We start from the raw sequence: 24,782 nt of genomic DNA, 5'->3' as shown, positions 1-24,782 counted from the left end.
CAAATCATTTCCGCCGAAAAGCACATTCCGCTCCGTCAGCCCGCCGGCACCCTACTCCTGCGGCAAGCTGCTTTCATCCAGCAGTCTGGATTTCAGCCGATGAAGAATCGTCCGATCCAATCCGATGCTCATGAGGTAGTCCTCGGTACAGCCATATTCGGCTCGAAACAGTTTCAGGAAATCCTCCAGATACTCTGTTTTGGATCTGCCGGCAAAAGCCGGAAGGCTGGGGTCGTTTTCCCTCAGTTTCCGCAGAATCGGCCGGATATAAGGATAGGACACCTCGTAATCCGCCAGAATATCGCAGTCTTCCACGCCAGCAAGAGAAAGCAGCAGGGCGGACACAACGCCGGTGCGGTCTTTCCCCGCGGAACAGTGGAAGAGGATGCCGTTGTCTGCTTTGGCCATGGTTTGAAAAACCTGTTTCATCGCGGATTGATGATGTACAAAAGTCATATAAGAATGTTTGATTTCTTCTTCTTCGGCGGGGACGAACCCAGAACCGATGCTGAAATTGTAATAGGAAAAGTCCTTTTCCCCGGCAAGGAAACAGGGCTTTCTTTCGGCTTCATCCGGATATCTCAGGTCAATTACGGTCATGATATTCCGCTCTCGCAGCATGGCTGTTTCGTTCTGCGTCAGCAGGACCGGAGCATCACTCCTGATAAACCGTCGCCACGCCGTGATGCCGCCCCTAGCAGAGGGGTAACCGCCAAGGTCCCTCATATTTCTGCAATGCTCGCAACGATATCTTCTCATGCTTTCATTTTCCTTTTACCTCGCATGCTGCAAAACTTCGCGGTATTTCTCCAGTTCCGCCTGATTCGCCAGAATAAAATGGCCTTCTTCCGCTTCTGCCCAGACCGGTGGGTCGGTGGAGTAATCCTGGCAGGCGGGGTCGTAAATCTTTAGTTTTTTCTGCTTTTCCGCTTCGGGATTCGGCAAAGGAATGGCGGAAAGCAGCGCCTGCGTGTAGGGATGCAGCGGATGCTGAAAGAGCTTCTCCGTCTCGGCCATCTCCACAAGCCGCCCTTTATGAATCACGGCAATGCGGTCCGAGATGAAGCGCATGACGGACAGGTCGTGCGCGATAAAAAGATACGTCAGGCCGCGTTCTTTCTGCAAATTGCTCAGCAGATTTAAAACCTGCGCGCGGATGGAAACATCCAGCGCGGAAATCGGTTCGTCCGCAATAATAAACGACGGCTTCATAATCAGCGCCCTTGCAATTCCGATTCTCTGGCGCTGACCGCCGGAAAATTCGTGGGGAAACCGCCCCGCAAACTCCGGCAGCAGGCCCACATCCATCAGAGCTTTCTGAACCCGGTTTTCATATTCCTGCGCGGAGAGCCCTTTTTCCGTATTTAAAAGGCCCTCCTTCACAATATAATCCACTTTGGCACGCTCGTTCAGAGAGGCCATAGGGTCCTGAAAAATCATCTGGATGTTCCGGATCACCTTTTTGTCGAGCGCGCGCGGGATTTTCCCGCTGATGCGCTCCCCGTTAAAGACAATCTCCCCGCCGCTGACGGGAATCAGTCTGATAATCGCCCTTCCGACCGTGGTTTTTCCGGACCCGGATTCACCGACCAGTCCGAAAGTCTCCCCTTTGTAGATATCAAAACTGATCCCCCGGACAGCCTCGAAGCTGTGTTTTTTCGCACCAAACGCAACTTTCAGGTCTTTGACGCTCAAAAGGACTTCTCTATTCTCTATCATCGGATTCTCCTCCCAAAAAACAAATGCTGCGAATGGACTGAATTTGTTCCGGGGGAGCGATTTTGGGCGCCCGGCTGTCTAAAAGCCAGGTTTTTGCCTTATGGGTTTCACTGACCTGAAAATAAGGCGGGCGGTGCAGGTAATCGATTGCAAGCGCGTTCGGGTTTCGGGGCGCAAACGCGTCGCCCCGGATGGGCAGATAGAGATTTGGCGGCGTTCCCTGAATGGAATACAGCTTTTCACCCTTTGTGCCAAGCTGCGGTAGAGACGAAAGCAGCGCCCAGGTGTAGGGGTGCTTCGGGTCGTAGAAAATTTCATCGCAGGTACCGATTTCCACAATATCGCCCGCGTACATGACGGCGATGCGGTCCGCAATATTTGCCACGACGCCCAAGTCGTGGGTAATAAAGACCAGAGTCAGCCCGTAGCGGTCTTTCAGCGATTTCAGCAGGTTCAGAATCTGTGCCTGAATCGTAACGTCCAACGCTGTAGTCGGTTCGTCACAAATAAGCACCTGCGGGTTACAGGCGACGGCGATTGCGATTGCAACCCTTTGTCTCATTCCTCCCGAAAACTCATGCGGATATTGCTTCAGCCTTGTTTCCGGCTCTGTGATTCCGACATCCGTCAGAAGCTCGACCGCTTTTTTCTGAGCCGCCTGCCCGACAATTTTCCGGTGATATTTCAGCGCCTCGCAGATCTGCCACCCGATGCTTTTCAGCGGATTCAGGCTTGTCATCGGGTCCTGCATAATCATGGCGATCTGCCCGCCCCGGATTTGCTCCCACTCTTTCTCCTTCAGGTGTGTAATATCTTTCCCCCCGAACTGGATCGTACCGGATTCCACATAACCGTTTTTGTCCAAAAGGCCGATGAAGTTCTTCGAGAGGACGGATTTTCCCGAACCGGATTCCCCAACGATCGCCAGACTTTCGCCCTGATACAGATCCAGTGAAATACCGCGGATCGCATGCAGGGCTTTTTTGCGCATCCGGAATTTTACGTTCAGATCCCGCACCGACAAGACAACCTCTCGTTCCATGATTTTCTCCTTATGTATGATTCTTGGGGTCCGCCGCGTCCGCAAAAGCATTCCCGCACAAATAAAAGCATACGGTGATCACTGAAACAACAACGGCGGGGAAAATCAGCTGATACCGCAGCGCCGGGGACATCATCAGCACGCGCCCCTGATCGACCAGGTTGCCGAGGGATGGCGTTTCCACCGGCAGGCCCAGTCCGATATAGGTCAGAAACACTTCGGAGCCGATCGCGCCCGGAATGGCCAGCGACATGCGCAGCGTAATGATCGACACCATCTGAGGCAGAAGATTTTTAAGAATCAGCCTCCAAGTGGGAGTTCCCAGGCACCGTGACGCCAGATTAAAATCCCGGTCGCGGATGATGAGCACCTGGTTTCTTATAAACCGCGCCATGCCGAGCCAACCGGTAATGCACATGGCAATAATGATGGTGCTGACGCTCGGTCTCATAATGTAAGACGCAAGAATCAGGATAATGGTCGTCGGGATATTGCTGACCACGTTATAAAGCTCCGTAAAGAAAAAGTCGAGCATTCTGATGTAACCCCACAGGACCCCCATGCCGATGCCGACCACGGTCTGAATCAGCGCGACCGAAAGACCGATAAACAGGGAAGTCCGGGTGCCCGCCCACAGCCTGCTCCAAAGATCCTGCCCGATGGAGTTTGTACCGAACCAGAAGGTAGCATTTGGTTTCTGATTGCTGATCTGCATCCCGGTCGTCGGGTCGTTGTTAATCAGGTTGGGATCCATCTGCCCCGGCATCAGCGGCTGAAGCAGTGTAAACAGAATGACGACCACCAATATGCAGAGCGTAACAATGGCGACCTTGTCTTTCAGGAACATCCGAAGGGTTCCCCTCCAATAGGAATAATCCGAATATCCGACCTTTTCGGCCTCGCCCTGATTATATTCCACCCGGCTGAACAGCCTTGGCTCCAGCTTGGAAATCTCCTCCGGCGTCAGATCGTCTTTCAAATTTTTTGCCTTTTGTTTCAGCTCTTCCAGCAGAGGCTTTTCCAGCTTTTCGGTGTATTGTTCCGTAATTGAAAACTTCGACATTATCTGGATACCGCCTTTTTCGTTAGACTGATGCGCGGATCTACAATCGCCATTAAGATATCGCCCAGCAAAAGCCCAAAGATACTTAACGCGGCAAAAACGATGACCAGCGCCTGTACCATGGTGTTGTCCTGCCGTTTAATCACATCTACCAGCAGTCCCCCCATTCCGGGAATGGAATACAGCGATTCGACATAGATGGAACCGGCGATAGTCAGCAGCAGAGAACCCGGAATCAACTGGACAAGGGGCACCATCGCGTTCCGGAATACATGCCTGAACCAGATGGCGTTGTTCGGCACGCCTTTGGCTTTTGCAAATTTAATGTACTCCATGTTGGATTCGTCGACCATAAAGCGGCGCAGCCACATGGCATACCCGGAAACAGAGGGCAGAGCAAGCGAAAGAACGGGCAAAATAGCGGTGGCAGGCTTGTCGGAATCATACAGGATTCCAAGATGGAACACACCGGTGCCGTACAACTGAAGAAACAGATAGATCAGCATAATAGGGACCGCCTCGATAAATACGATATAGGCCGTGCCGAACTGGTCCCAGAATCCGCCTTTCTTCTTCGCCATCAGCACGCCGAGGGCCAGACCAAGCGGCAGACTGATGGCCATTGCGATCAGTCCAAACTCAATGGAAACGGGCGCTTTCTGCGCGATAATCCTGACAATCGGATAATCGACGCGGTAGATATTCGACACTCCCAAATCCCCATGAAGCAATTCTCCGAAAAAATGAAACAGCTGCTGATACAGCGGAGCGGTCAATCCCATTTTCTGCAATCCGTTTTGAATTTCCTGGGCACTCATTTTATCGTAATTTGGAAAATAGCCTTCAATCGGCATCAGCCTTAAGAGGCAAAAGACAATCACAATTATAATGCAAAGACTGCCCAGGGAGCGCAGCAACCGTTTGACACAATACCACAGCATAAGCGTGACAGCCCCCCTTGATTCAGAATATTTCCTGCCGGAATGTATGGCAAAATTCCATGCCGGGCACCGCTTTCTTCCACAGCAAGGAATTTTGTCAGTCATATTTTAAAGTCGGCTTGTGACTACTTTTGAATCGATTTTTCCTTGGCAGTCTGCCAATCCCTGTAAAGTTCCGACCACTGGTCTTTCGTCAGCGCCTTGCTCAGCACGCGCTGATATTTAAAGCGTACGGACGTGCTATCTTCCGCTTCAAACGGATTCAGGCGCTCTACCATATAATCCTTGTTATCCGTGGAGTATGGGATAACAAGCGCGTGGTTCAGCAGGAACGCTTCCGCTTTTGCGAATTTCTCATAGCGTTCCGTCGATTTTGTGTAGACGGAGTTTGCGTCGTCCACCATCGCATAATACTGATCCGCCAGAGATTTTACCGCGGGGTCCGTCGCCTGGTCAAGGAAGGTCCAGTTGTTCCCCTTCGCGAAAGCCGGCAGCCACGCGGCCGGGTCCGCGATCGTAGCGCCGTTGTTGCACTTCATGAACGCGTAATCGCCGGTGCGGCGAACGGAGGAAAGGAATCCGGTGGAGGGGCCTGCTTCTAGAATCGGCTCAATATAATCGGAGCCAAGCAAACCGGTGAGCTGCTGTTTGACGACCTGAACCTCTTTGGCCCAGTAGGTGGTTGTGGGGTTATAGGGCATCAGCATTTTAATCGGGAAAGTGACCCCCTCCGCCTCAAGTTCTTTCTTGGCCTTTTCCTTATAATCCAATGCTTTCTTAGAATCGAAGCTATAATTTGCCCTTGAGGTAATCGCGGCCATGTCGCCGATTTCCGTGTAATCCTTGCCGTCCACACTGCACCAGTCTTTCGGCGTAACGCTGTTTGACTGAAGCATCTGAGCATTGTACGGGTCCTTTGTCAGCAGCGCTTTGTAACGGTCAAGCCCCCAGTACAGCGACTGACGAAAGTTCTCGTTGCTGATCGCCTTATTCCAGTTGTCCGGCTCGTACTTCTGGTCGAATTTCGGCATATAGTTGAACGCGTAATAGAACATATAGGTGGTGTCCGGCAGGCTTGGGATGACGATATCCTTCGTTTTCGAATCCTTCATCCACTGGTCCAGAATGTCAGTACTGATTGGCGCCTTGTCAACCTCGCCGCGCAGGAACATCTCCGGCGCAAGCGTGGTTGCCTCGGCGTTATAGGTGCTGATGATTTTCTTGATATGTACGTTTTTCGAATCCCAGTAGCTGTCGTTTTTCTCATAGACCCGTTTCGACTGCGGCGCAAATGTCGTCATGCGGTACGCGCCGATGTAATACATGGAGTTGTTATCCGCGCCGTACTTGCTGCCCAGCTTTTCAAACAGGGGGGCATAGGCCGGCATGTAGCTGCCGCAGTAAGAAAGGAAATACGGGAGCGGACCTTCCAAAGTGATCTGCAGGGTATTGTCATCCACGGCTTTAAAACCAACGGTGCTGAAGTCTTTGGTTTTACCGGCGATGAAATCCTTGGCGCCTTTTACGATCCCGCTGAAATACAGGGTGGAGCCGGACGCGTTTGCCGGGTCGCAAATCCAGTTTGCAACGGTTACAAAGTCTTTGGCGGTCAGTTCGCCCATCTGGTTGCCTTCCGTGTCAACCCACTGAAGCCCCTTGCGGATTTTAAACGTATACACGGTTCCGTCGTCGCTGACCGTCCAGCTTTCCGCCAGAGAGGGCACTGTATTCTTGTACTGGTCCACCTCCACCAGTCCGTCGATGCAGTTGGAGAGCGCCTCCCAGTCGTTTGCGGAACCGTCGGCAAACGGGTTCAGTGACGTTGCCTCGCTGCTGTAAACCGTGTGGAGGGTCTGGTCGGCCGCATACTCAATCCCGTGGGGACCCTGCGCAACCTGATCCCCGGACGTATCTTTGGCTTTGTCGGCCCCGCCCGAACATCCCGCCAAGGCGGAAATAACCATAACACAGGCAAGTAAAAATGCAGCGCCCTTTCTTTTTGACTTCATAACACATGCCTCCTTGTAATTTTAATCCAATCAGGATATTTCCTATATCTTTGTTAAACTGCATAGATTTTCGGGGCTTTAGGGTAAAAAATCAAAAAAGATGAACGATTCCAGAACCTCATCGCTCATCTTTAGGTAACATCATAGCAACATTACACAGCATTGTCAATATAGTTTTATTTCAAATTGATTGAAAATTTTGAAATTTTATTTTTTATTTTGTCTTGAATTTTTTGATTTGAGCGATTATGATGAGAAAAAATCAAAGAAGAAGGAAAAAGAATGTTGGACCCTCATTTTAAAAGAGCCGCTGAATTGGTTGAAGCAGCCGTCCGGAACCGTTCTATTCCGTCTGCGGAACTTGCCATTGGAATGAAAGACCGTCTTTTTGTCAGGGAATCCTACGGCGTCACCTCGTTTACTCCGGAGGGGCGGCCCGTCAACGAGCAGACACGTTACGATATGGCGTCCATGACAAAAATCATGTCCACCGGCATGATCGCGCTGAAACTTCTGGAATCCGGAGAACTCGATCTTGCGGATCCGATCGCAAAATATCTTGGCGACCGGGTCCCGGAAGACAAGAAACAGATCACGATTTTTCATCTGCTGACACACACCAGCGGCCTTCCCGCCCATATTCTGCTGGAGGATTCGATTTCCGACCCGGAGGACTGCGTAAGCCTGATTTTAAGCACTCCTCCGGCCGCTGTCTGTGGAAGCACCGTGATTTACAGCTGTACCGGATTTATTCTTCTTGGAAAAATTCTGGAGCGGATTCTATCCGGTCGGCTCGATCGACTGGCGGAAGAAATCGTGTTTCGCCCGCTCAAAATGTCCTCAACCTCTTATCACAGGCTGAAATGTGGAAGACTATCCGACCCTGCCCTGCGGGAAAACACGGCGTTTACGGAAAAAGATCCCAAGACCGGCGAATGGCTGTGCGGAATTGTCCATGATGAAAACGCGAGATTTTTGGAGGGAGTCTCCGGGAACGCCGGAGTTTTCTCCAGCATCAACGACTGCATTCATTTCGCCCGGATGCTCGCGTGCGGAGGCGAAACGCCAACCGGCAGGTACCTGTCGCAGTCCACGCTCAGGGCGGCCATCAGAAATTACACGCCCGGACAGGATGAAAACCGGGGGCTTGCCTTCCATTTAGCAAACGGATTTCAAAGCTATTCCGGCGCTTTTTTCGACCAGACCGCGTTCGGACACACCGGTTTTACCGGTACGCACCTGCTTGTCTCTCCCCAAACCGGGCTTTATGTAATTTTGCTCACCAACCGCGTACACCCCACCCGCGACAACAATGCGCAGCTCAGGCTGCGTAGGGTCCTTCACACGGCTGCATACGCGGCTCTTCCTCTGCAATGATCTCTTTTTTGCGGGGCCGTCAGGCTCCGCTGTTTTGCAGTGCCATCATCGCGGCGCCGTAAGCCGCGTCCCTGGCCGGAATTACGCATTCCAACCCCGGATACTCTTCCGTCAGCTTTTTCAGAAGTCCTTCACGGATGAAAAGATTTTTCTGCAGAATACTTCCTGAAAACGCGAGGGAACCCTTCTGAAATCCCAGCTGCTCTAAAACCGGAACAGCCAGAAGAAACAGTTCCGTCACACACCGGTCCGCAATGGCCAGAGCCGTCCCGTCACCCTGCGCGCAGGCTTCCGGCAGCAATTTGGCAAGCGCGGCAATCTCCCGTTTCCCTGTATTTTTATCATAGACAAACCGCACGATTTCGTCCGATGTTTTCAGTCCGTTCCGGGAAGCGAGCATACCGGACAAAACCGTCGGTTTTTCCCGCCCGTCCCCGGCCCTGACCACGGCGGAAAGGATATCCCGTCCAATTGCGTACCCGCTGCCGCCGTCGTCAATCACATGGCCGCACCCGCCCGTCCGGTGTTCCCGGCCTTCCAGGTTTCTTCCATAGCAGACAGAGCCCGTGCCGGCGATCAGAATCACGCCGCAAAGTTCTCCCATCGCCCCGAACAGCGCGGTCTGCTGATCGCCCGTAATGCAGAGCGGGCCGTGATACCCGCAGCTTTGAATCAGCTTTTCCAGCCTGCCCCCAACCTCCGGATTGCCGATTCCCGCCGCGCCAAGGCAAACCGCGCGGCAATTACTCAGCCCGCGGGACTGCTCAAGCCACAGGAAAATCTCACGCATGCTTTTTTCAACATTCCGCTCGTCGGTCCCGTTGTAATTGATGCCTCCGGAAGAAAAACGCTCCCGCTCTGTGGCGGACAGGTCACAGACGGAAACGGCTGTCTTGGTTCCGCCGCCGTCCATTCCAACTACATATTGCTCCATGCCGTCCTCCGCCCTTTTCAGACAAAAATGCTGCCGCAGCAAAGCAGCTTTTTCGGCAGATCTCCACGGTAATCCGGCGCGCCCGGGTCAAGACTGTTCACCACGACGCCGTGGCAGTTATCTCCCGCTGTTGAATGAATGTAACGCCCGTTCCCCATGTACATTGCCACATGGCCCGGGAAAAACAGAAGGTCACCGGCTTCAACCCGGTCAAGGCTGATTTCCCGCATGGGAAATTCGGGAAGAATATGGGAATCCCGGCAGATCCTGATTCCGTTCAGCAGATAGGCCATGGAGCAGAGTCCGCTGCAGTCGATGCCGAGCGGGGTCTTCCCGCCCCAGCGGTACTGTACGCCCAGATAAAGGCAAGCGGTCTGAACCAGCGCTTCGCGCAGCTCTTTCGGCTCTTTCCTTGTCCAGTCCGACGGCGGATCGGTCAGGAAATTTTCCCAGATCCAGCCCATGCGTCCGTCACAGAGATTTACTTTTCTGTAGCCGTTTTGGGACTCTTCCGTGACGCCAAGCAGCGACCCGCGGTACAGGCCCGCAACAATGCGGCCCTGCACTTTGGGGACGTCCAACACATCGGCGCACGCCTGCCATACGAGCTTTTGAGGCATGCTGCTCCACCGCTGCAAAACCTCGTCGCCCACACAGAGATCATGCCCGCTCACCCAGCCCTCGTAAAGATAATCGGTCCGGACGCGAAGCCACTCTCCGCCGTCCTCAAGAACATCGACCCGCATGCCGCAAAGGGCTTCATCCGCCGTTTCGCTTTTTTCATCCGGCGCCTGCTTCAGCGCGGCTGCGGACGAACGTATTCGTGCAGATTTCATTTTCTTCCCTCCTAGTCGTTATAACAACATATCTCAGCCATTATCCCTCCGTCGGTCAGGAGGAAAATCCTATAAGCGTGGAATAAACTCCCGGCGAGGAGCGTTCGATAGAAGTCGCGCCGACCGTTTTTTCATAAAAAGGCAGCGCGTCGCCGACTCCGCCGATTACCGCGTAAGCATACCCCTGAGCGCGCATTGCACAAAGGCATTTTTTCAGCAGAACCGCTCCGACGCCCTTTCCGCGCTCCGACTTTAAAACGCCGGTCGGACCGAAAAAGTCCTTTGCGGTTGCGTCGTAGCAGGCAAAGCCTACGATTTGCTTTTCCCTCACCGCTACAAAGCAGGTGGGCGGATGATTCGTACAGGCCGCCATGCACTCGTTTGCCCAGCCCTCGCCGAACGAACGTGCAAACTCAACCGCTTTGCCGATATCCGTGGCAAGCAGTCTGAATACCCGGATCCCCTCTTTTTGCAGCCGAAGCTCCTCTTCGAGATTTTCCTCTATCTCATAAAGCCTGACCAAAAGATCAATCACAGAAACGCTTCCTTTCACGGTTGGTTATCCATAAAGCCTGTATTGCTCCGTTTGTTCCCTGAACCGGAGGCTTTCCAGCCGGTATTCTTCCAAAATATCCTCCGGCGAGCGAACCGACGACGCAAGCGCGGAATCCCCGCTCAGCAGGTCGATAAAGCGCCTTCCGCCCACCTTTTCCGGCGGAAGAAACGTAAACTCCTCGTATTCCGCCCGCAGATCACTCAAAAGATGTATTCCGACGTCGACGGGGCGCGCACTCTTCCTGTCCGTCACATGGATCTGAACGCCGCCGCACATGCGGCCGCTGTATTTTGACGCGCACGGGATAAAGTGAACCGGCCGGAACCACACGCCGGGCAGCCCTTTCCGGTTCATCCGCCCGGCAAGCTCTTCCGCGCGGAGAAAGGGAGCGCCGACCGCTTCAAACGGCAGAGCGGTCCCCCGCCCCTCCGACAGGCAGGTACCCTCAAACAGACAGGTCCCCGGGTACAGTAGCGCCGTGTCAAACCGAGGAATATTCGGACTGGGCGGAACCCATACCGTTCCGTAATCGGGAAATTGCATACACCTCTGCCAGCCATGGCAGGGAACAACGTGAAGATCGCAGTCCAGCCGCTCTCTGCGGTTGACCATGGCCGCAAATTCTCCGGCCGTCAGCCCGTAGCGCATGCAAAGCGGATAGCCGCCTACAAACGAGCGGCATTCCTCCCGAAGGCAGTTTCCCTCCACCGTCGTGCCGTCCAGCGGGTTCGGACGGTCAAGTATAATCAGGGATTTTCCTGCCTTTGCGCAATCCTCCAGAGCATACTGAAGAGTATAAAGGAACGTGTAATACCGCGTGCCGACGTCCTGAATGTCATAAACCACCGCGTCAACCTGACGGAGCATCTCCTCCGTCAGGCGTTTTGAATTTTCTCGATAAAGGCTGTAAACCTGCACGCCCGTCTCTTCGTCCCGGTAAGAATCGACCGTTTCGCCCGCCGCAAGATTCCCCCGCACCCCATGCTCCGGTGAAAAAAGCGCGCGCAGGCCGAATCTTTTGTGAATCAGTTCAATGGTCGTTTTTCCCTGGCTGTCAATCCCGGTCGGCGAAGTGATCAGCCCCAGTCTTTTCCCGCGAAACAGTTTATCATATTCTTCCAATCGATCAATTCCGAATAACATACCGGATTCCCTCTTATGTACCCGGGTCTCATGCCATTTTCTTTGAAAACCGGACTTAAATTAAAATCAGTGTAGCCATTCACGTTTTATTTGTCAACATAAACTTTCAAAGCATCAATCATTTTTGAATTTTTATTTCATCGTAAGAAGGCTTTCGCCTGAATAACAGTCCAGTCTTCAGCCTTTGTCCCAGTTCAGATGCTTATGCTTACCCGCCAGTACATTGTGCGTTTTTGTCAGCAGGGCCTTCACGTTCTTATAATTCGCGCTTGCAACGCCGGTAAACAGAATATCGACGATGTTGAGCATCGCAATGCGCGACCCCATGGCCCCGCTGCGAATCGTAATCTCCGGAGTGGAAAAGTTCAGCACAAGATCCGCTTCGTTCGCCAGCTCGCTTTTTACATATCTTGTAATGGCAATAATCGTGGCCTTCGATTCCTTCGCCACCTCAAGCGTGTTTAGAATGTCAAGCGTATCTCCGGAATTTGAAATCAGCACGGCCACATCCCCGGATTTTAAAATACTTGCGGCCGTCAGCTGAGAATGCCCGTCCGTATAGGCAAAGCATGTTTTTCCGATTCTCGTGAATTTCTGCTGGGCATCCATGCAGACCAGTCCGGAAGCTCCGATTCCATAAAAATCGATGCGGCTGGCCTTTCTCAGCAGTTCTACGGCGCGGCCGATCGCATCCCGGTCAATCACGCTCATGGTATCCTCGATGGACTTCCGGTTATTTCGGGAGACATTTGTGATGATCGTCTGCAAGTCATCCCCCGGCTGAATATCCGTATACTCGCTTTCCGTTTTGTCGGCCGAGCCCAGCGCCGCGGACACCGCCACGATGAAGTCCCGGTAGCCGCGATACCCAAGCGTTTTGCAAAATCGCAGTACGGAAGCGTCGCTGGTGTGGCTTTTTTGGGCCAGCCCTTTCACGGAAAGATGCGGAATTTGGTCTTTGTTCGCAAAAACATACTCTTCTATGGTTCTCTCCACCGGCGTCAGGGAATTACGGATGCCCCGCAGCCTTAAAAAAATATTATCGTCCAGTGTAATGAAACTCACTCCCTCTGTCAGGTGTTTCGATGAAGTTTATTGGCAAGAATTATTCATATCTTATATGAAAAGTTATCCTTTTTCAACTATTTTGTACCTTTTCCTGTAATAAATAAAGGATTTGAAATAAAATTTCATTATAAAATATTATTTTGACTTGTATTGACAACCCGAATTCTTCAATTTATAATTAAGTTCAATATAAGGCTGCAACTGGGCAGCTATGATTGGCGGTCTTTGATATTGCGGTATTTGAAAGCCAACTCGCAAAACGGGTTGGTCTTTTCTTTTTGAACGGGCAGGCTTAAATCCCTTTAAAAACTCCAAACTCTCTATGATATCTAAGAAGGTGAATGGTCAATGGATCAATACCTGTCGGGTCTTACAACAGAAGGCAGCAATCCCAGAACCCTTCATATCGACGAATGTGAAACCGAAGAAATTCTGACCCTGATGAACGAAGAAGACCAAACCGTACCGCAGGCGGTCCGAAAAGAGCTGGTTCCCATTGCCCGGGCTGTGGATCTTTGTTTCCAAGCGCTGAAACGCGGCGGAAAGCTGTATTATGTGGGCGCGGGTACGTCCGGTCGTCTGGGCGTACTTGACGCCAGCGAATGCCCCCCTACCTACGGAACCGACCCAAGCCTGATTCAGGGCTTTATCGCGGGCGGAGACCGCGCCCTGCGTGAAGCGGTTGAGGGCTGTGAAGACGACGCGGAGGCGGGCGAGCGCCTTATTATGGACCATGGTATTACCGAAAACGATATTGTCGTCGGCATTACCGCAAGCGGAGGGACGCCTTTTGTTCTTGGGGCCGTAAAAAGGGCCGGGGAACTGGGGGCGACAACCGTCGGCTTGGTCAACAATGCAAACACAAAGCTCGGCGCGATTTGCGACGTTTGCATCGCTCCCATCGTCGGACCGGAAGTAATCACCGGTTCCACCAGAATGAAAAGCGGAACGGCGCAAAAGCTGGTCCTCAATATGCTGACTACCGCTGTCATGATCAAGATGGGAAAAGTCTACAACAATCTGATGGTCGACCTGAAAGCCGGGAATCAGAAGCTGTACGACCGTTCGGTCCGGATCATCCGGACCGCAACCCATGCGGATGCGGAAACAGCCGCAAAATATCTGAAGCTGGCCGACATGCATGGGAAAACCGCCATCCTGATGATTGAAACAGGGTTGGATGCCACTCATGCGCGCCAAGCTCTCGCGGCCTGCGGCGGTAGGCTGAAGGCAGCCATTCTGAACGCCCGGAACCGGAAAGAGGGTCAGCCGTTATGAGAAAAGAGTTAACTCTTCGGCAAAAAGCCGGACAGCGCGTCATGACCGGCCTGGCGGGAACCACGCCGGATCCGGATTTCATTTCCATGGTGCGGGAATACAAGATTTCCAACGTGATCCTGTTCCGCCGCAACATTGAAAATCGGTCTCAGCTCGCCCGTCTGTGCGGGGAAATTCAGGATCTGATTTTATCGGAAACCGGAAGCAGAGCTTTGATTGCAATCGACCAGGAAGGCGGCACGGTAACGCGCCTGCCCTCCGATTCCGTCAACATTCCCGGCGCCATGGCGATCGCCGCGACCGGAGACCCGTTGAATGCTTACAAAGCCGGAAGAATCACCGGCCGGGAGCTGAAGGCTCTTGGAGTCAATTTTAATTTTGCCCCCGTTCTGGATGTGAATTCAAACCCGGAAAATCCCCTTATCGGAGTCAGAAGCTATGGGGATACCCCGGACCCGGTTTCGCGGTTTGGTATTCAGATGATGCGCGGACTTCTCGAGGCGGGAATTCTGTGCGCCGCGAAACATTTTCCGGGTCACGGAGACACCGACGCGGACTCTCATCTGAATCTGCCCTGCGTGGGAAAGTCCTTGCCGGAGCTGCTCGAAACAGAGCTGGTCCCGTTTCGGCAGGCGATCCTGCACGGGCTCCCGGCAATGATGAGCACCCATATTCTTTTTCCGGCACTCGAACCCGAAAAAATTCCCGCGACGATGTCCCGCAGGATTCTGACCGGGCTGCTGAAAGAAAAACTGGGATTCGGCGGGCTTGTGATTACGGACTGTCTGGAGATGAAAGCCATTCAGGACTTTTACGGGACCATCAACGGCGCAGTAGCCGCGGCCGGAGCCGGAGCCGATATGGTTCTAATCTCTCACAGCAACGCTTTGGCGTCGGAAGCGGTTCTCGCAATAGAAGACGCACTGCGGTGCGGAAAGCTGGATTTGAGTGAATCAGACGCTTCCGTTGAAAAAATCTTAAAGCTGAAAGAGATTTATGCGCAAGCTCCGCAGGGAACGCTTGAAGCGATCCGCATATCGGACCGGGAGACAATTCGGGAGATGACTGCCAAGTCCGTTACGCCGGTCGGCAGACCGGGCCAAACGCTGCCCCCGCTTGGCAAAAATCCATGCTTTGTCGGAAGCTCTATCCACCAGACCACAGTCGTTGCGGAAACTGCGAACGGGTCTCTGTCTTTTCCGAGCCGAATGGCGGAGAGATTCGGCGGCCACGCTCTCGTCACACCGGTGGACCCGGTCCCAGCGGACCTTGAACCTGTTCTTGCAAATGCCGGCCGCTTCAGCTGTTTTGTGTTTGGACTCAACTATGGCCTAAAACATCCGGGGCAGTTGAAAGCGGCAAATCTTCTGGCCGAAACCGGCGTTCCAACCATTGCGGTATCACTGCGCGAACCGTACGAACTGAAAAAACTGTCTGCGGATATTTATTCTCTCGCGGCTTATGAATACAGCGCGGCCGCGTGCGACGCTGTCGCCAAGGTTCTTTCCGGGGAACTTTCCGCGGCGGGGCGTCTTCCGGTAACCCTGTGAAAGAAAAGCCAACATAAAGCTGATCGAAGCCCCGGATTCACTTTATCCCCGACAAGAATGCGGAGAACGGCACTCAGCGTGATCCGCGAAAAACATCCAGAATAAAACGTTCAATCTGATTCCGGGTTTTCAATATTACGGTTTTGGAAGGATACCGCGAAGCTATCCGGCGATAATGGTCCCGCCTGCTTCTGGTTCTCCCCCGATAAAGAATCCACCAGATAAATTCCGGATCAAGCTTTTCAATACATCCATCCGCCATACTTTCACGGGTTCGGTTTTTATTTTGCAGATACCTTCTGACGGCTCTGCAGAAACAAACTGCCCGGGGGAAATTTAAAATAATTATTTGGTCCGCCCGCTGCAATCGCTCGTTTTGCAGAAATTCTTTGTAATTACCGTCAATGATCCAGGACTCATTGCTCATAAAATTCCGGACAATGGAGCAGCTCTCTACCCGGTCCCTTTCCACCCAGTTGGGTAAATATTGGACGGTATCGAGAAACAGTACGGGAATCCCATAAAATTCGGCTAATCGTTTCGCAAGAGTCGATTTGCCGCTGCCGCTATACCCTAAAATTGCGATTTTCATATTTCACCGCCCACTGCCATGGTTAAAGCTGCGTTTTGTCCGGCGCGCATTCTTTAACCTCAACCCTTTGAGTTGCGTAAAACCCGATTGCGGCGCCCAGCGCGGCGGCAATTACCCCCACCAGCAGCATGGTTCCGACTCCTTCGCTGTCTAAAAGAAGTCCGCCGAACAAGCTGGCCGTAACTCCGCCGAAGGTGGTTGCGGCCGTCATGAAGGCCTGGCCCTTGGCCAGGTCTTCTTCTTTGATCACTTCATTCACATAATAGATGGAAGCCGGAATGAACAGCGCATAAGAGCAGAACTGCAGCACCTGCGCGGCATAGAGCATCCGGACACTGGTCGCCATCAAAGTGATCACTGTTTTCACCGTAAAGAAAACGAGAGAAAATTTTAAAATTGAGCTGCAGCGGATCTTTCTGACAAGGAAATCGCAGAGCATCATCGCGGGCAATTCAATCGCCGCCGCAATCCCGGTTGCGATCCCCATTTCTTTCGAGGTGCCGCCCACATGTTCCGTAATCTGTATAAAGTAGTTATTGATCATGGAGTGAGAGCAAAATGTAAGAGAAACCGCGACCATCAATGCCGCAAATCGTTTGTTATGGGACAAAAATGATAGCACAGACTCCGGATTCGCGCTCTTAGAATCCAATTGTCCCTGGAAAGATTCTGCTTGGACTGTTCCGGATTTCAAAGCAAATTGGCGCTTTGAAAAAAAGAAAATCACAAAACAAAGCGCCGAATAAAGACCAACCGAAATTACGGAAAGCGAATCCGTGCCGAATTGTTGAACCAGAATTCCCAAAAGAACGGAAAGCACGGCATACGACAGGGATCCGAATCCTCTTGAAAAGCCGAAGTTGATTTCAATGCCCTGATTAATGATCCTCATTCCCAAGGAGTTCAGAAAGGGCTGCAAACTAAAAAGAACGGTAAGCTCAAGGATAAAAAGAGCCGCCAGGACGGGGGAAACATGTGAAAGAAAGCACCGAGCCGCAGCGAAGGCGCCCGCTGTTCCCGCCATCGCAATAATGATGCCGTTTATCGTAATTTTCTCCGATCTGTCGGCCAGTCCGGCAATCAAAGGCTGCAAAAATACCGCCAGAATATTCGCGACAGCAAGCACAATGCCAATCTGGCTGTTTCTGAACGATTTAGACAGCAGAAACACCGACGCGAAATTCAGGCTGCTGCAAAACGCAGACCAGTAAAAGCCCTGCGCCGCGGAATACCAAACGGTAAATCTCAAGTTCAGGTCTTTGCGGATATTGATAGGACCAGCCACCTTTTCACGGAAGTAAAAGCGAACGAAAAGCCAATGATTTCGTCTGAAAAAAAGGTATTTTATTCAGAAATCACAATTAATTATACTTCAGAAAAACCGGCAGTTCAACAAGGGACGGTTTAATTTTTTTCAATTCCCGGAGAACAAGGCGAATCGCGCGGAACACTCTCTTCCCAAATATGCGCTTCTGTCACAGGAGAATAAAAACAAAGTTTGACATTCGATGATTGACCCAGACATTTTTCGAAAGTAACAGGGCCAGCCGGATATTTGAGAAAAACGATTCCACATTGCCGCATTTGTGAAGAAACGGCGATTTTTCAAGATTTTCTTTTACATCCATTTTGCTATAATGAAGCAAGCAAAAATAAACGGTGGTTCTCTCAAAATTTATAAAGAAAACGAGAGTGTTTTGAATGGAAAATGACAGCTTTCCTCCCCCGTTAAAAATCGGAATTGCTTATAATCTGCAAAAGGGTTCTTCATCTGGGGCCGAAGACATGGAGGCGGAATACGACTCTTTCGAAACGATCAAAGCCATACGGGAAGCGCTGGAATCTGCGGGACTTCGCGCAGAGCTTTTAGAAGCCGACTCTGAATTTATTGAAAAAGTAAAAAGCGCCGGGGTCGATCTTGTTTTCAACATCGCCGAAGGCACCCAGGGCAGAGGCAGGGAATCGCAGATCCCTGCCATTTTGAGTTTTTTGGGCATTCCCTTCTCCGGCTCGGATGAAACGACGCTTGCCGTATCGCTGGACAAAGCGCTTGCCAAGCGATATCTTTCGACCTATCAGATTACAACCCCCCATTATCAGTATCTGAAAAACCCGCAGGCTCGGCGAAACGCTTCCCTCCGGTTTCCGCTGATCGTCAAGCCGGATTCCGAAGGCTCCGGCAAGGGAATCACCGAGCTTGCCGTGGTGGAAAACGAGGAACAATTAGACGGAGTCCTTGCAAGGAATTTCAGCCTTTACGATGAACCCATGCTTTTGGAGGAGTACATCCCCGGGCGTGAATTCACGGTTGGCATTTTAGGCAACGAAGACCGGCTGACCGTGTTTGAACCGATGGAAATCTGCTATCTTCAGCAAGGGATTGGGAACCGGATTTACAGTTACAGGATCAAAAAAAACTATCGGCATTATGTCAAATACCAATGCCCGGCCAGTCTTGACCCGGAATTATGCGAGTTCATGAAAAAAACGGCAAAAGAAATCTATCAAGCGCTGGAATGCAGGGATTTTTCACGGATCGATTTCCGCCTTTCAGAGGATGAAACTCTCTATTTTATCGAAATCAACCCCTCTGCCCGGTCTGGCCCCCAATTACAGCGACTACCCCATGCTGGCGGAGTTTTGCGGCATGGATTACAGGACCTTGATTTTGAGCGTTCTGAACAGCGCGCTTGTGCGATACGGGATGAACCCGGTCGCTCTGAATCGAGGGGATCTTCCATAAACAGTTATCATAACGCCGGGCCCTGGTCGGGGGTTGCGGCTGAACAGTGGAACGACTGGAAATGGCAGATGCACAACAGAATCACAACCGCGGAACAGCTTGCAAAGGTCGTTCCCCTTCCCGACAAAGAACAGGCTGAAATCGAACAATGCCTTCGGCGCTTCCGTATGGCGATCACACCTTATTACGCCTCCCTGATTGATCCGAACCAGCCGGACAGTCCGATTCGAAAGCAGGCGGTTCCGTCCATCCGCGAGCTTCAGGTTGATCCCTGCGACCAGACGGATCCCCTGTGTGAAGACCGCTATTCCCCCGAAAACGGGCTGGTGCACCGCTATCCGGACAGAGTTCTGTTCCTTCTGACCCATCAATGCTCCATGTACTGCCGGCACTGCACCCGGCGCAGAATGGTCGGATGCGAAGATTTTTCTCTGGGCGCCGATGATCTCGACAAGGCGTTCGGCTACATAGAGCGGCATCAGGAGGTTCGGGATGTTCTTCTTTCCGGCGGCGATCCGTTTGTATTATCGGATGAGTGGCTGGAAAAAGTCATTCAGAGGCTTCGTTCCATTCCTCATGTGGAAATCATCCGCATCGGAACCAGGACTCCCGTGGTACTGCCGATGCGGATTACCGACCATCTGCTTTCCATGCTGAAGAAGTACCAGCCGATCTGGATCAATACTCACTTCAACCATCCGGACGAAATTACGCCCGATTCCGCGCGGGCCTGCGAAAAAATTGTGGACGCCGGCATTCCCCTGGGAAACCAGAGCGTTCTGCTTCGCGGCGTTAACGACCGGCGGGACACCCTGATCAGGCTGTTTACCGGGCTGGTTCAAATCCGCGTTCGCCCCTACTACCTGTATCAGTGCGACCTTTCCAGCGGCATCGGCCATTTTCGAACTCCGGTTGCGGAAGGCATTGAGATAATGAAGCAAATCCGCGGTAATATTTCCGGTTTCGCCGTACCGGAGTTTGTGATCGATCTGCCCGGGGGCGGAGGAAAAACCCCCGTTTCCATGGACTACATCCTTCATATGGACAACCGGGAAACCGTCATGGAAAATTTTGAAGGGAAGCAATACCGCTATCCGAATCCTCTTCTCTAAGACCGGTTCCAGAGCGCAGTATAATCATCTGCGCACCGAGGTACGATTTTTGTCGCTGCCTGCGTCATCTCCCGGAAACAATCTCTTGCCGGACCTGATACAGCAGGGAACCGATCACAGCGAATTTGACATATGGATAAAAATCCGTTATAATAACAGACAACTTTACAGAATATGTAAGTTGCCTGTTATTATTTTCCAATTAGTTCTTAAAGAATGAATTGGAACTATATTTTTAATAGATGCTACAACTCACAACAAAATTAAAAATTGTAAGTTGCTATTTGAAAGGAGACCAAAATGATTATGAAAAGAATTGGCCGGATGATCGCAGCTGCTCTTTCGGTATGCATGCTGTTGTCCGCATGTTCTCCCTCTAGCGGAATGCAGGACGGCCAGTCGGCCGTCAACACATCCGGAAGCCAGGCCAGTGCGCCGAAAAGCGGCGACACCAGTCTTCAGCGCGTATTAGACGCAGGCAAGCTAACGGTGGTCGGCAGCGGCGGTTACCCGCCCTTTAATTACATAGATGACAGCGGCAATGTCATCGGCTTTGATGTGGACGTTGGGCAAGAAATCGCCAAGAGGATGGGCGTCAAACTGAATTACGTTACCAGTGAGTGGTCCGGTCTGATCGAAGGGCTGCGCAACAGTCGATACGATGCGATCCTTGGAAGCATGGCGATCACGGAGGAGCGGCTCCAGTCCGTCAATTTTACGACTCCGTACTATTATTCGGGGGCTCAATTAGTGGTAAGAAGCGATTCAGGCTTCACCGATCCCAATCAACTGAAAGGTAAGAAAATCGCCGTCGCGACCGGCACAAATTTCGAGCAGGATGTAAACGCCCTGGGCGCGGAGAGTGCTCTTTACGATGACGACAATTCGACGATGCTGGAGCTAATCAGCGGTCGGGTTGACGGAGTCATTACCGACCGGCTGGTGGCGCTGGAAGCCAAACGCAAAATGAAGGAAGGCGACCGGTTTCAACTGCTTGGCAAAGTTATGCGCGTTGAAAAAATGGGAATCGCAGTGAATCAAAACGACACGTCCCTGTTAAACAAGCTGAACGAAATCGTTCAGGCCATGCACGACGACGGAACACTGACGCAAATCAGCAAAAAATGGCAGGGCGGCGCGGACATTACGGTTCAGTAGGTCCAAAAACGAGAGAGACACGACAGGGTCCGTGAACGGGCCCTATCGCCGTGGAAGGTGAGTTTTATTTGAACGAATGGATTACATATATTACGAAATATTTCAGAGTCTTTGTCCCGGCCTCTGTGATGACATTAAAGGTTACAACATTCGGAATCCTCATCGGGATTCTGCTCGGGCTGTTTTTTGCCCTGATGCGTATTTCAAAATACCGGGCGCTGACCATCCCGGCAAAAGCCTATATCTGGGTGATCCGAGGCACTCCCCTGCTTTTGCAGCTCCTGCTGATTTATTACGGTCTTGTCGGCGTTGTGAAAATGGATAACCTCCCCGCCGCTTTTGTCGCACTGGGTGTTCACAACGGCGCGTACATCGCGGAAATTTTCCGCGGGGCGATCCAGTCGGTGGACCGCGGCCAGACGGAAGCCGGGGTTTCGCTTGGGATGACCAGACGGAAGGTCATGCGGCGCATTATTTTCCCCCAGGCCTTTAAACGAGCTCTGCCTTCCCTGAGCAATCAGTTCATCATCGCGCTGAAGGATTCCTCCCTCGCCAGTTCCATCGCCGTCCCGGAGCTGCTGCTGAAAGCGAAGCAAATCGGGTCCGCGAACTTCAAGCTGATGGAATCGCTTTCGGTCGCGGCCGTTTTCTATCTGGTAATGACCTCCGTCTTAACGATTATTACCGGCCTGATCGAACACGCTTTAAAAACCAGCAGCCGTCAGGCGTAAGGAGGGTTCCATATGATAAAAATTGAAAATCTGAGCAAATGGTTCGGAAAAAATCAGGTTCTGGACAATATCAGCCTGAATGTGGACCCGAGCGAAGTGGTGGTCATCATCGGCCCCAGCGGCTCCGGAAAAAGCACCCTCCTCCGCTGCGTCAATTTTCTGGAAAAAGCACAGCGGGGCACCATTTCGATCGACGGAAAAGTCTATACGCAGAAAAGCAAAAAGCTGAATTTGATGCGCCAGGAGGTTGGAATGGTATTTCAGCATTTTAATCTGTTCCCGCACATGACGGTCATGAATAACGTGATCGAAGGACTGACACAGGTAAAAAAAATACCGAAGAGCAGGGCGGTTGAATTGGGAAAAAGCATGCTGGACAAGGTTGGCCTGCTGGACAAAGCGGACACTTACCCCGCGATGATTTCCGGCGGGCAGAAGCAAAGGGTCGCCATCGCCCGCGCGCTTGTCATGCAGCCTAAAATCATGCTGTTTGACGAGCCCACGTCCGCGCTGGACCCGGAGCTTGTCGTCGATGTTCTCGAGGTGATGAAAAACCTGGCCGGCGACGGCATGACGATGATGGTCGTCACGCACGAAATGCGCTTTGCCCGCGAGGTTGCCGACAAAGTTGTTTATATGGACCGGGGACGTCTGATTGAATCCGGCACCCCCGATGAGATTTTTGACCACCCGCAGGAACAGATGACGCAGGAATTTCTCAGCAGAATCCTGTGATGAGGTCTTTATAGGTATGCGGCGCTCGATTGAGGAAAGGATAATAGCAATATCGTCTGGGAGGTTTCTCACGTGGTGGCTGTTCTTTTCAGCATCCTTGCGGGCGCCGCAATGAGCGTTCAGGGGGTTATGAATACTCGCCTGAGCGACCGTATCGGCCTTTATGAATCAAATGTTCTGGTACAGGGAATTGCGTTTCTGCTGTCCCTTCTTGTCCTGCTGTTCCTTGGAAAAGGGAATTTTGCGGAACTGGGCGGCATTAACAAAATCTACCTGCTCGGCGGTTTTCTCGGGATTGTCATAACGATTACCGTGATGCTCTCAATCAAAGGACTGGGACCGACCGTTGCAATTTCCATTATTCTGATTTCGCAGCTTGTTGTAGCCGCGCTCATCGACGGCTGCGGCTGGTTCGACACGGACCGCATTGCTTTTTGCTGGCAGAAATTCGCGGGAGTCGTGCTGATGATCGGCGGCGTTCTGCTTTTTAAGTGGAAAAATTAATGCAGCCTTGTGATCGAATGCTGTTTTCCCCCGGCCGATATGAATTTTTCCGGATAATTGGAGAGGATTGGTTTCGATATGTATTCCTATATAAAGACGGAGCCCGGACAATGGTCCGTCGGAGATTTTACAGAAGAGGGAGAATGGCGGGCCGAAAGCGTATGGTATACGCCCGAGGAGGCCGCGGAACGCGCTCACTGGCTGAATGGAGGAAAGACGCCGGTGACGGACGATGATGAAGCAACCTCCAACGGACAGAGATAAAACAGCACCGCGCGGTTCGGAACGCCGCGCGGTGCTGTTTTATCTCTGTCCTGTCAATGTAAAAACATGCGAATCAGTCTCGCCTTAAACGCTGTGTGCGGAGGATACCGAAACGGCAGATCGATCCAGTATGATTTTTTGACGATACTTTTATAGTGGCTGAACGTATCGAAGCTCGCCTTTCCGTGGTAGCTTCCCATCCCGCTGTTTCCGACTCCGCCGAATCCCATATGGGAGGTTGCCAAATGAATGATGGTATCGTTTACACAGCCGCCGCCGAAAGAGAGAGAACCGAGCACCCGGTTCTGCGTTTTTCTGTCTTTTGTAAAAAGATAAAGTGCAAGGGGCTTTTCCCTCTGTCTGATAAAATCGATTGCTTCCGTTATATCGTCGTAGACGAGCACCGGCAGAACCGGCCCGAAAATTTCTTCCCGCATCACGGGCGACTGCGCGGTGACTCCGTCCAGAATGGTGGGCGCAATTTGTCCTTTATCGTTTGTCCGCCCCCCGGTGACAACACTCTCTCCCTCCATCAGGTTTTTCAGCCGGGTAAAGTGCTTCTCATTGATAATTTTGGGATAGCTGTCGTTGTCCAGCGGAGAGTCACCGTAAAAGCCCTTGATTTCGTCAATCAGATCGTGCAGGAACTCGTCTTTCACCGCCCGCTGAATCAGGAGATAATCCGGCGCCACGCAGGTCTGCCCCGCGTTCAGGAACTTTCCGAACGCGACCCTTCTCGCGGCAATTTTCAGGTTCGCGGTCGGGTCGACGATGCAGGGGCTTTTCCCGCCGAGCTCCAGGCTGACCGGGGTCAGGAAGCGCGACGCGCTTTCCATTACCTGTTTTCCGACCGCGACGCTCCCGGTAAAGAAAATATAGTCGAATCTCTGCTTTAAAAGGTCCTGATTCTCTTGACGGCCTCCCTGCACAACGGAAACATATTCCGGGGAAAAGCAGTCGGCGATCAGCTCCGCAATCACCTGCGAAGTGCGGGGAGCATACGCCGACGGCTTGACAATCGCGCAGTTCCCCGCGGCGATCGCCCCGATCAGCGGCTCCAGACTGAGCTGGAACGGATAATTCCACGGGGACATGATCAGCACGACACCGTAGGGCTCCGGAATCTGAAAACTTCTGGAATGGAACTGTGCCAGCGGCGTCGGCACCCTCCTGGGGCGCGCCCAGCCGCGCAAATGTTTTGTGATGAAACGCAGCTCATCCAGGACCATGCCGACTTCCGTCATATAGCTTTCAAATTCCGACTTGTTCAAATCGGCTTTCAGCGCAGCGTAAATGTCTTTTTCTCTTTTTAGAATTCCGGATTTCAGAATGTTCAGCATCTCCATCCGGCGCTCAACAGGCTTTGTCTCGTCCGTTAAAAAATAAGATCTCTGCGCCTGCGTTAATGTAACAAGGTCCGTAATTAC

Annotated in this window: 23 protein-coding genes; 9 read left to right on the top strand and 14 right to left on the bottom strand. The window is 52.1% G+C overall.

From position 1 onward, the window contains the following. Positions 1 to 51: 51 nt before the first annotated feature. The 6 genes from HCR03_RS00395 to HCR03_RS00370 all read right to left on the bottom strand — a co-directional run bounded on the left by HCR03_RS00395 (position 52) and on the right by HCR03_RS00370 (position 6,774). Entirely contained in the window at positions 52 to 759 is a 708-nt protein-coding gene (locus HCR03_RS00395; RefSeq protein WP_187036115.1) for a tyrosine-protein phosphatase, read from the bottom strand. 15 nt (positions 760 to 774) lie between these two features. Beyond that, positions 775 to 1,719, bottom strand: a complete 945-nt coding sequence (locus HCR03_RS00390) for an ATP-binding cassette domain-containing protein (RefSeq protein WP_207727261.1) — start codon at positions 1,717 to 1,719, stop codon at positions 775 to 777. Continuing rightward, positions 1,706 to 2,761: an ABC transporter ATP-binding protein gene (locus HCR03_RS00385; RefSeq protein WP_187036113.1), complete on the bottom strand. Its 1,056-nt coding sequence runs from the start codon at positions 2,759 to 2,761 to the stop codon at positions 1,706 to 1,708. Before HCR03_RS00385 ends, HCR03_RS00390 begins: the two co-directional genes overlap by 14 nt. A 10-nt stretch (positions 2,762 to 2,771) precedes the next feature. Beyond that, on the bottom strand, positions 2,772 to 3,824 hold the full coding sequence (locus HCR03_RS00380) for an ABC transporter permease (RefSeq protein ID WP_187036111.1): 1,053 nt from the start codon (positions 3,822 to 3,824) through the stop codon (positions 2,772 to 2,774). After that, a complete protein-coding gene (locus HCR03_RS00375; RefSeq protein ID WP_066648929.1) occupies positions 3,824 to 4,765 on the bottom strand; it encodes an ABC transporter permease in 942 nt (313 codons plus the stop codon). The genes HCR03_RS00380 and HCR03_RS00375 overlap by 1 nt, the downstream gene beginning before the upstream one ends. Before the next feature lie 125 nt (positions 4,766 to 4,890). Then, entirely contained in the window at positions 4,891 to 6,774 is a 1,884-nt protein-coding gene (locus HCR03_RS00370) for a peptide ABC transporter substrate-binding protein (RefSeq protein ID WP_187036109.1), read from the bottom strand. Positions 6,775 to 7,056: 282 nt separating this feature from the next. Here HCR03_RS00370 and HCR03_RS00365 point away from each other — a divergent pair, with 282 nt between their 5' ends. Next, positions 7,057 to 8,151, top strand: coding sequence for a serine hydrolase domain-containing protein (locus tag HCR03_RS00365; protein ID WP_156990218.1), 1,095 nt, complete (start codon positions 7,057 to 7,059; stop codon positions 8,149 to 8,151). 19 nt (positions 8,152 to 8,170) lie between these two features. Here HCR03_RS00365 and HCR03_RS00360 read toward each other — a convergent pair whose 3' ends face one another. The 5 genes from HCR03_RS00360 to HCR03_RS00340 all read right to left on the bottom strand — a co-directional run bounded on the left by HCR03_RS00360 (position 8,171) and on the right by HCR03_RS00340 (position 12,685). Then, positions 8,171 to 9,085, bottom strand: coding sequence for an N-acetylglucosamine kinase (locus HCR03_RS00360; RefSeq protein ID WP_187036107.1), 915 nt, complete (start codon positions 9,083 to 9,085; stop codon positions 8,171 to 8,173). Positions 9,086 to 9,102: 17 nt separating this feature from the next. Further along, a complete protein-coding gene (locus HCR03_RS00355; protein WP_187036105.1) occupies positions 9,103 to 9,921 on the bottom strand; it encodes an NlpC/P60 family protein in 819 nt (272 codons plus the stop codon). Between the two features lie 55 nt (positions 9,922 to 9,976). Continuing rightward, positions 9,977 to 10,456, bottom strand: a complete 480-nt coding sequence (locus HCR03_RS00350; RefSeq protein WP_083210236.1) for a GNAT family N-acetyltransferase — start codon at positions 10,454 to 10,456, stop codon at positions 9,977 to 9,979. Between the two features lie 24 nt (positions 10,457 to 10,480). Then, entirely contained in the window at positions 10,481 to 11,620 is a 1,140-nt protein-coding gene (locus HCR03_RS00345) for an exo-beta-N-acetylmuramidase NamZ family protein (RefSeq protein ID WP_156990221.1), read from the bottom strand. 177 nt (positions 11,621 to 11,797) lie between these two features. Beyond that, complete coding sequence (locus HCR03_RS00340) at positions 11,798 to 12,685, bottom strand: MurR/RpiR family transcriptional regulator (RefSeq protein ID WP_228725041.1); 888 nt, start codon at positions 12,683 to 12,685, stop codon at positions 11,798 to 11,800. A 351-nt stretch (positions 12,686 to 13,036) separates the two neighbouring features. Between HCR03_RS00340 and murQ the strand changes: the two genes are divergently transcribed. Beyond that, positions 13,037 to 13,966: an N-acetylmuramic acid 6-phosphate etherase gene (murQ, locus tag HCR03_RS00335; RefSeq protein ID WP_187036103.1), complete on the top strand. Its 930-nt coding sequence runs from the start codon at positions 13,037 to 13,039 to the stop codon at positions 13,964 to 13,966. Continuing rightward, positions 13,963 to 15,516 (top strand): beta-N-acetylhexosaminidase, encoded by a 1,554-nt coding sequence (gene nagZ / locus HCR03_RS00330; protein ID WP_187036101.1) that lies wholly within the window; start codon positions 13,963 to 13,965, stop codon positions 15,514 to 15,516. The genes murQ and nagZ overlap by 4 nt, the downstream gene beginning before the upstream one ends. 73 nt (positions 15,517 to 15,589) lie before the next feature. On the opposite strand, the gene HCR03_RS00325 is transcribed toward nagZ, so the two are convergent. Both HCR03_RS00325 and HCR03_RS00320 read right to left on the bottom strand, forming a co-directional pair. Continuing rightward, positions 15,590 to 16,108: a P-loop NTPase family protein gene (locus HCR03_RS00325; RefSeq protein WP_187036099.1), complete on the bottom strand. Its 519-nt coding sequence runs from the start codon at positions 16,106 to 16,108 to the stop codon at positions 15,590 to 15,592. A gap of 22 nt (positions 16,109 to 16,130) precedes the next feature. Next, complete coding sequence (locus tag HCR03_RS00320; protein WP_187036097.1) at positions 16,131 to 17,357, bottom strand: MFS transporter; 1,227 nt, start codon at positions 17,355 to 17,357, stop codon at positions 16,131 to 16,133. Positions 17,358 to 17,809: 452 nt separating this feature from the next. On the opposite strand from HCR03_RS00320, the gene HCR03_RS20225 reads away from it, so the two are divergent. From HCR03_RS20225 to HCR03_RS00285, 6 genes are all read left to right on the top strand, one after another. After that, positions 17,810 to 19,963 (top strand): KamA family radical SAM protein, encoded by a 2,154-nt coding sequence (locus HCR03_RS20225; protein WP_330601083.1) that lies wholly within the window; start codon positions 17,810 to 17,812, stop codon positions 19,961 to 19,963. A gap of 306 nt (positions 19,964 to 20,269) precedes the next feature. Further along, positions 20,270 to 21,121 carry a transporter substrate-binding domain-containing protein gene (locus tag HCR03_RS00305; protein ID WP_166525092.1) on the top strand — a complete coding sequence of 284 codons (852 nt, stop codon included), beginning with the start codon at positions 20,270 to 20,272 and terminating at the stop codon, positions 21,119 to 21,121. Positions 21,122 to 21,189: 68 nt separating this feature from the next. Continuing rightward, on the top strand, positions 21,190 to 21,852 hold the full coding sequence (locus HCR03_RS00300) for an amino acid ABC transporter permease (RefSeq protein ID WP_228725040.1): 663 nt from the start codon (positions 21,190 to 21,192) through the stop codon (positions 21,850 to 21,852). A gap of 12 nt (positions 21,853 to 21,864) precedes the next feature. Continuing rightward, entirely contained in the window at positions 21,865 to 22,587 is a 723-nt protein-coding gene (locus HCR03_RS00295; RefSeq protein WP_187036095.1) for an amino acid ABC transporter ATP-binding protein, read from the top strand. A 72-nt stretch (positions 22,588 to 22,659) separates the two neighbouring features. Next, a complete protein-coding gene (locus tag HCR03_RS00290; protein WP_187036092.1) occupies positions 22,660 to 23,091 on the top strand; it encodes a DMT family transporter in 432 nt (143 codons plus the stop codon). Between the two features lie 78 nt (positions 23,092 to 23,169). Then, on the top strand, positions 23,170 to 23,355 hold the full coding sequence (locus HCR03_RS00285; RefSeq protein ID WP_066648976.1) for a hypothetical protein: 186 nt from the start codon (positions 23,170 to 23,172) through the stop codon (positions 23,353 to 23,355). 53 nt (positions 23,356 to 23,408) lie between these two features. On the opposite strand, the gene HCR03_RS00280 is transcribed toward HCR03_RS00285, so the two are convergent. Next, entirely contained in the window at positions 23,409 to 24,779 is a 1,371-nt protein-coding gene (locus HCR03_RS00280) for an aldehyde dehydrogenase (RefSeq protein WP_228725227.1), read from the bottom strand. Positions 24,780 to 24,782 lie beyond the last annotated feature (3 nt).

Source organism: Caproicibacter fermentans (assembly GCF_014303955.1).
Lineage (GTDB): Bacteria > Bacillota > Clostridia > Oscillospirales > Acutalibacteraceae > Caproicibacter > Caproicibacter fermentans.
Note: the sequence above shows the minus strand (reverse complement) of the source record. Positions and strands in the feature narration are given on the sequence as shown.

Coding starts and splice junctions, on each gene's coding strand:
- HCR03_RS00325 (WP_187036099.1), bottom strand. CDS start 16,108: ATGAAAATCGCAATTTTAGGGTATAGCGGCAGCGGCAAATCGACTCTT.
- HCR03_RS00355 (WP_187036105.1), bottom strand. CDS start 9,921: ATGAAATCTGCACGAATACGTTCGTCCGCAGCCGCGCTGAAGCAGGCG.
- HCR03_RS20225 (WP_330601083.1), top strand. CDS start 17,810: ATGGAAAATGACAGCTTTCCTCCCCCGTTAAAAATCGGAATTGCTTAT.
- HCR03_RS00345 (WP_156990221.1), bottom strand. CDS start 11,620: ATGTTATTCGGAATTGATCGATTGGAAGAATATGATAAACTGTTTCGC.
- HCR03_RS00380 (WP_187036111.1), bottom strand. CDS start 3,824: ATGTCGAAGTTTTCAATTACGGAACAATACACCGAAAAGCTGGAAAAG.
- HCR03_RS00390 (WP_207727261.1), bottom strand. CDS start 1,719: ATGATAGAGAATAGAGAAGTCCTTTTGAGCGTCAAAGACCTGAAAGTT.
- HCR03_RS00365 (WP_156990218.1), top strand. CDS start 7,057: ATGTTGGACCCTCATTTTAAAAGAGCCGCTGAATTGGTTGAAGCAGCC.
- murQ (WP_187036103.1), top strand. CDS start 13,037: ATGGATCAATACCTGTCGGGTCTTACAACAGAAGGCAGCAATCCCAGA.
- HCR03_RS00385 (WP_187036113.1), bottom strand. CDS start 2,761: ATGGAACGAGAGGTTGTCTTGTCGGTGCGGGATCTGAACGTAAAATTC.
- HCR03_RS00395 (WP_187036115.1), bottom strand. CDS start 759: ATGAGAAGATATCGTTGCGAGCATTGCAGAAATATGAGGGACCTTGGC.
- HCR03_RS00360 (WP_187036107.1), bottom strand. CDS start 9,085: ATGGAGCAATATGTAGTTGGAATGGACGGCGGCGGAACCAAGACAGCC.
- HCR03_RS00305 (WP_166525092.1), top strand. CDS start 20,270: ATGAAAAGAATTGGCCGGATGATCGCAGCTGCTCTTTCGGTATGCATG.
- HCR03_RS00295 (WP_187036095.1), top strand. CDS start 21,865: ATGATAAAAATTGAAAATCTGAGCAAATGGTTCGGAAAAAATCAGGTT.
- nagZ (WP_187036101.1), top strand. CDS start 13,963: ATGAGAAAAGAGTTAACTCTTCGGCAAAAAGCCGGACAGCGCGTCATG.
- HCR03_RS00285 (WP_066648976.1), top strand. CDS start 23,170: ATGTATTCCTATATAAAGACGGAGCCCGGACAATGGTCCGTCGGAGAT.
- HCR03_RS00370 (WP_187036109.1), bottom strand. CDS start 6,774: ATGAAGTCAAAAAGAAAGGGCGCTGCATTTTTACTTGCCTGTGTTATG.
- HCR03_RS00375 (WP_066648929.1), bottom strand. CDS start 4,765: ATGCTGTGGTATTGTGTCAAACGGTTGCTGCGCTCCCTGGGCAGTCTT.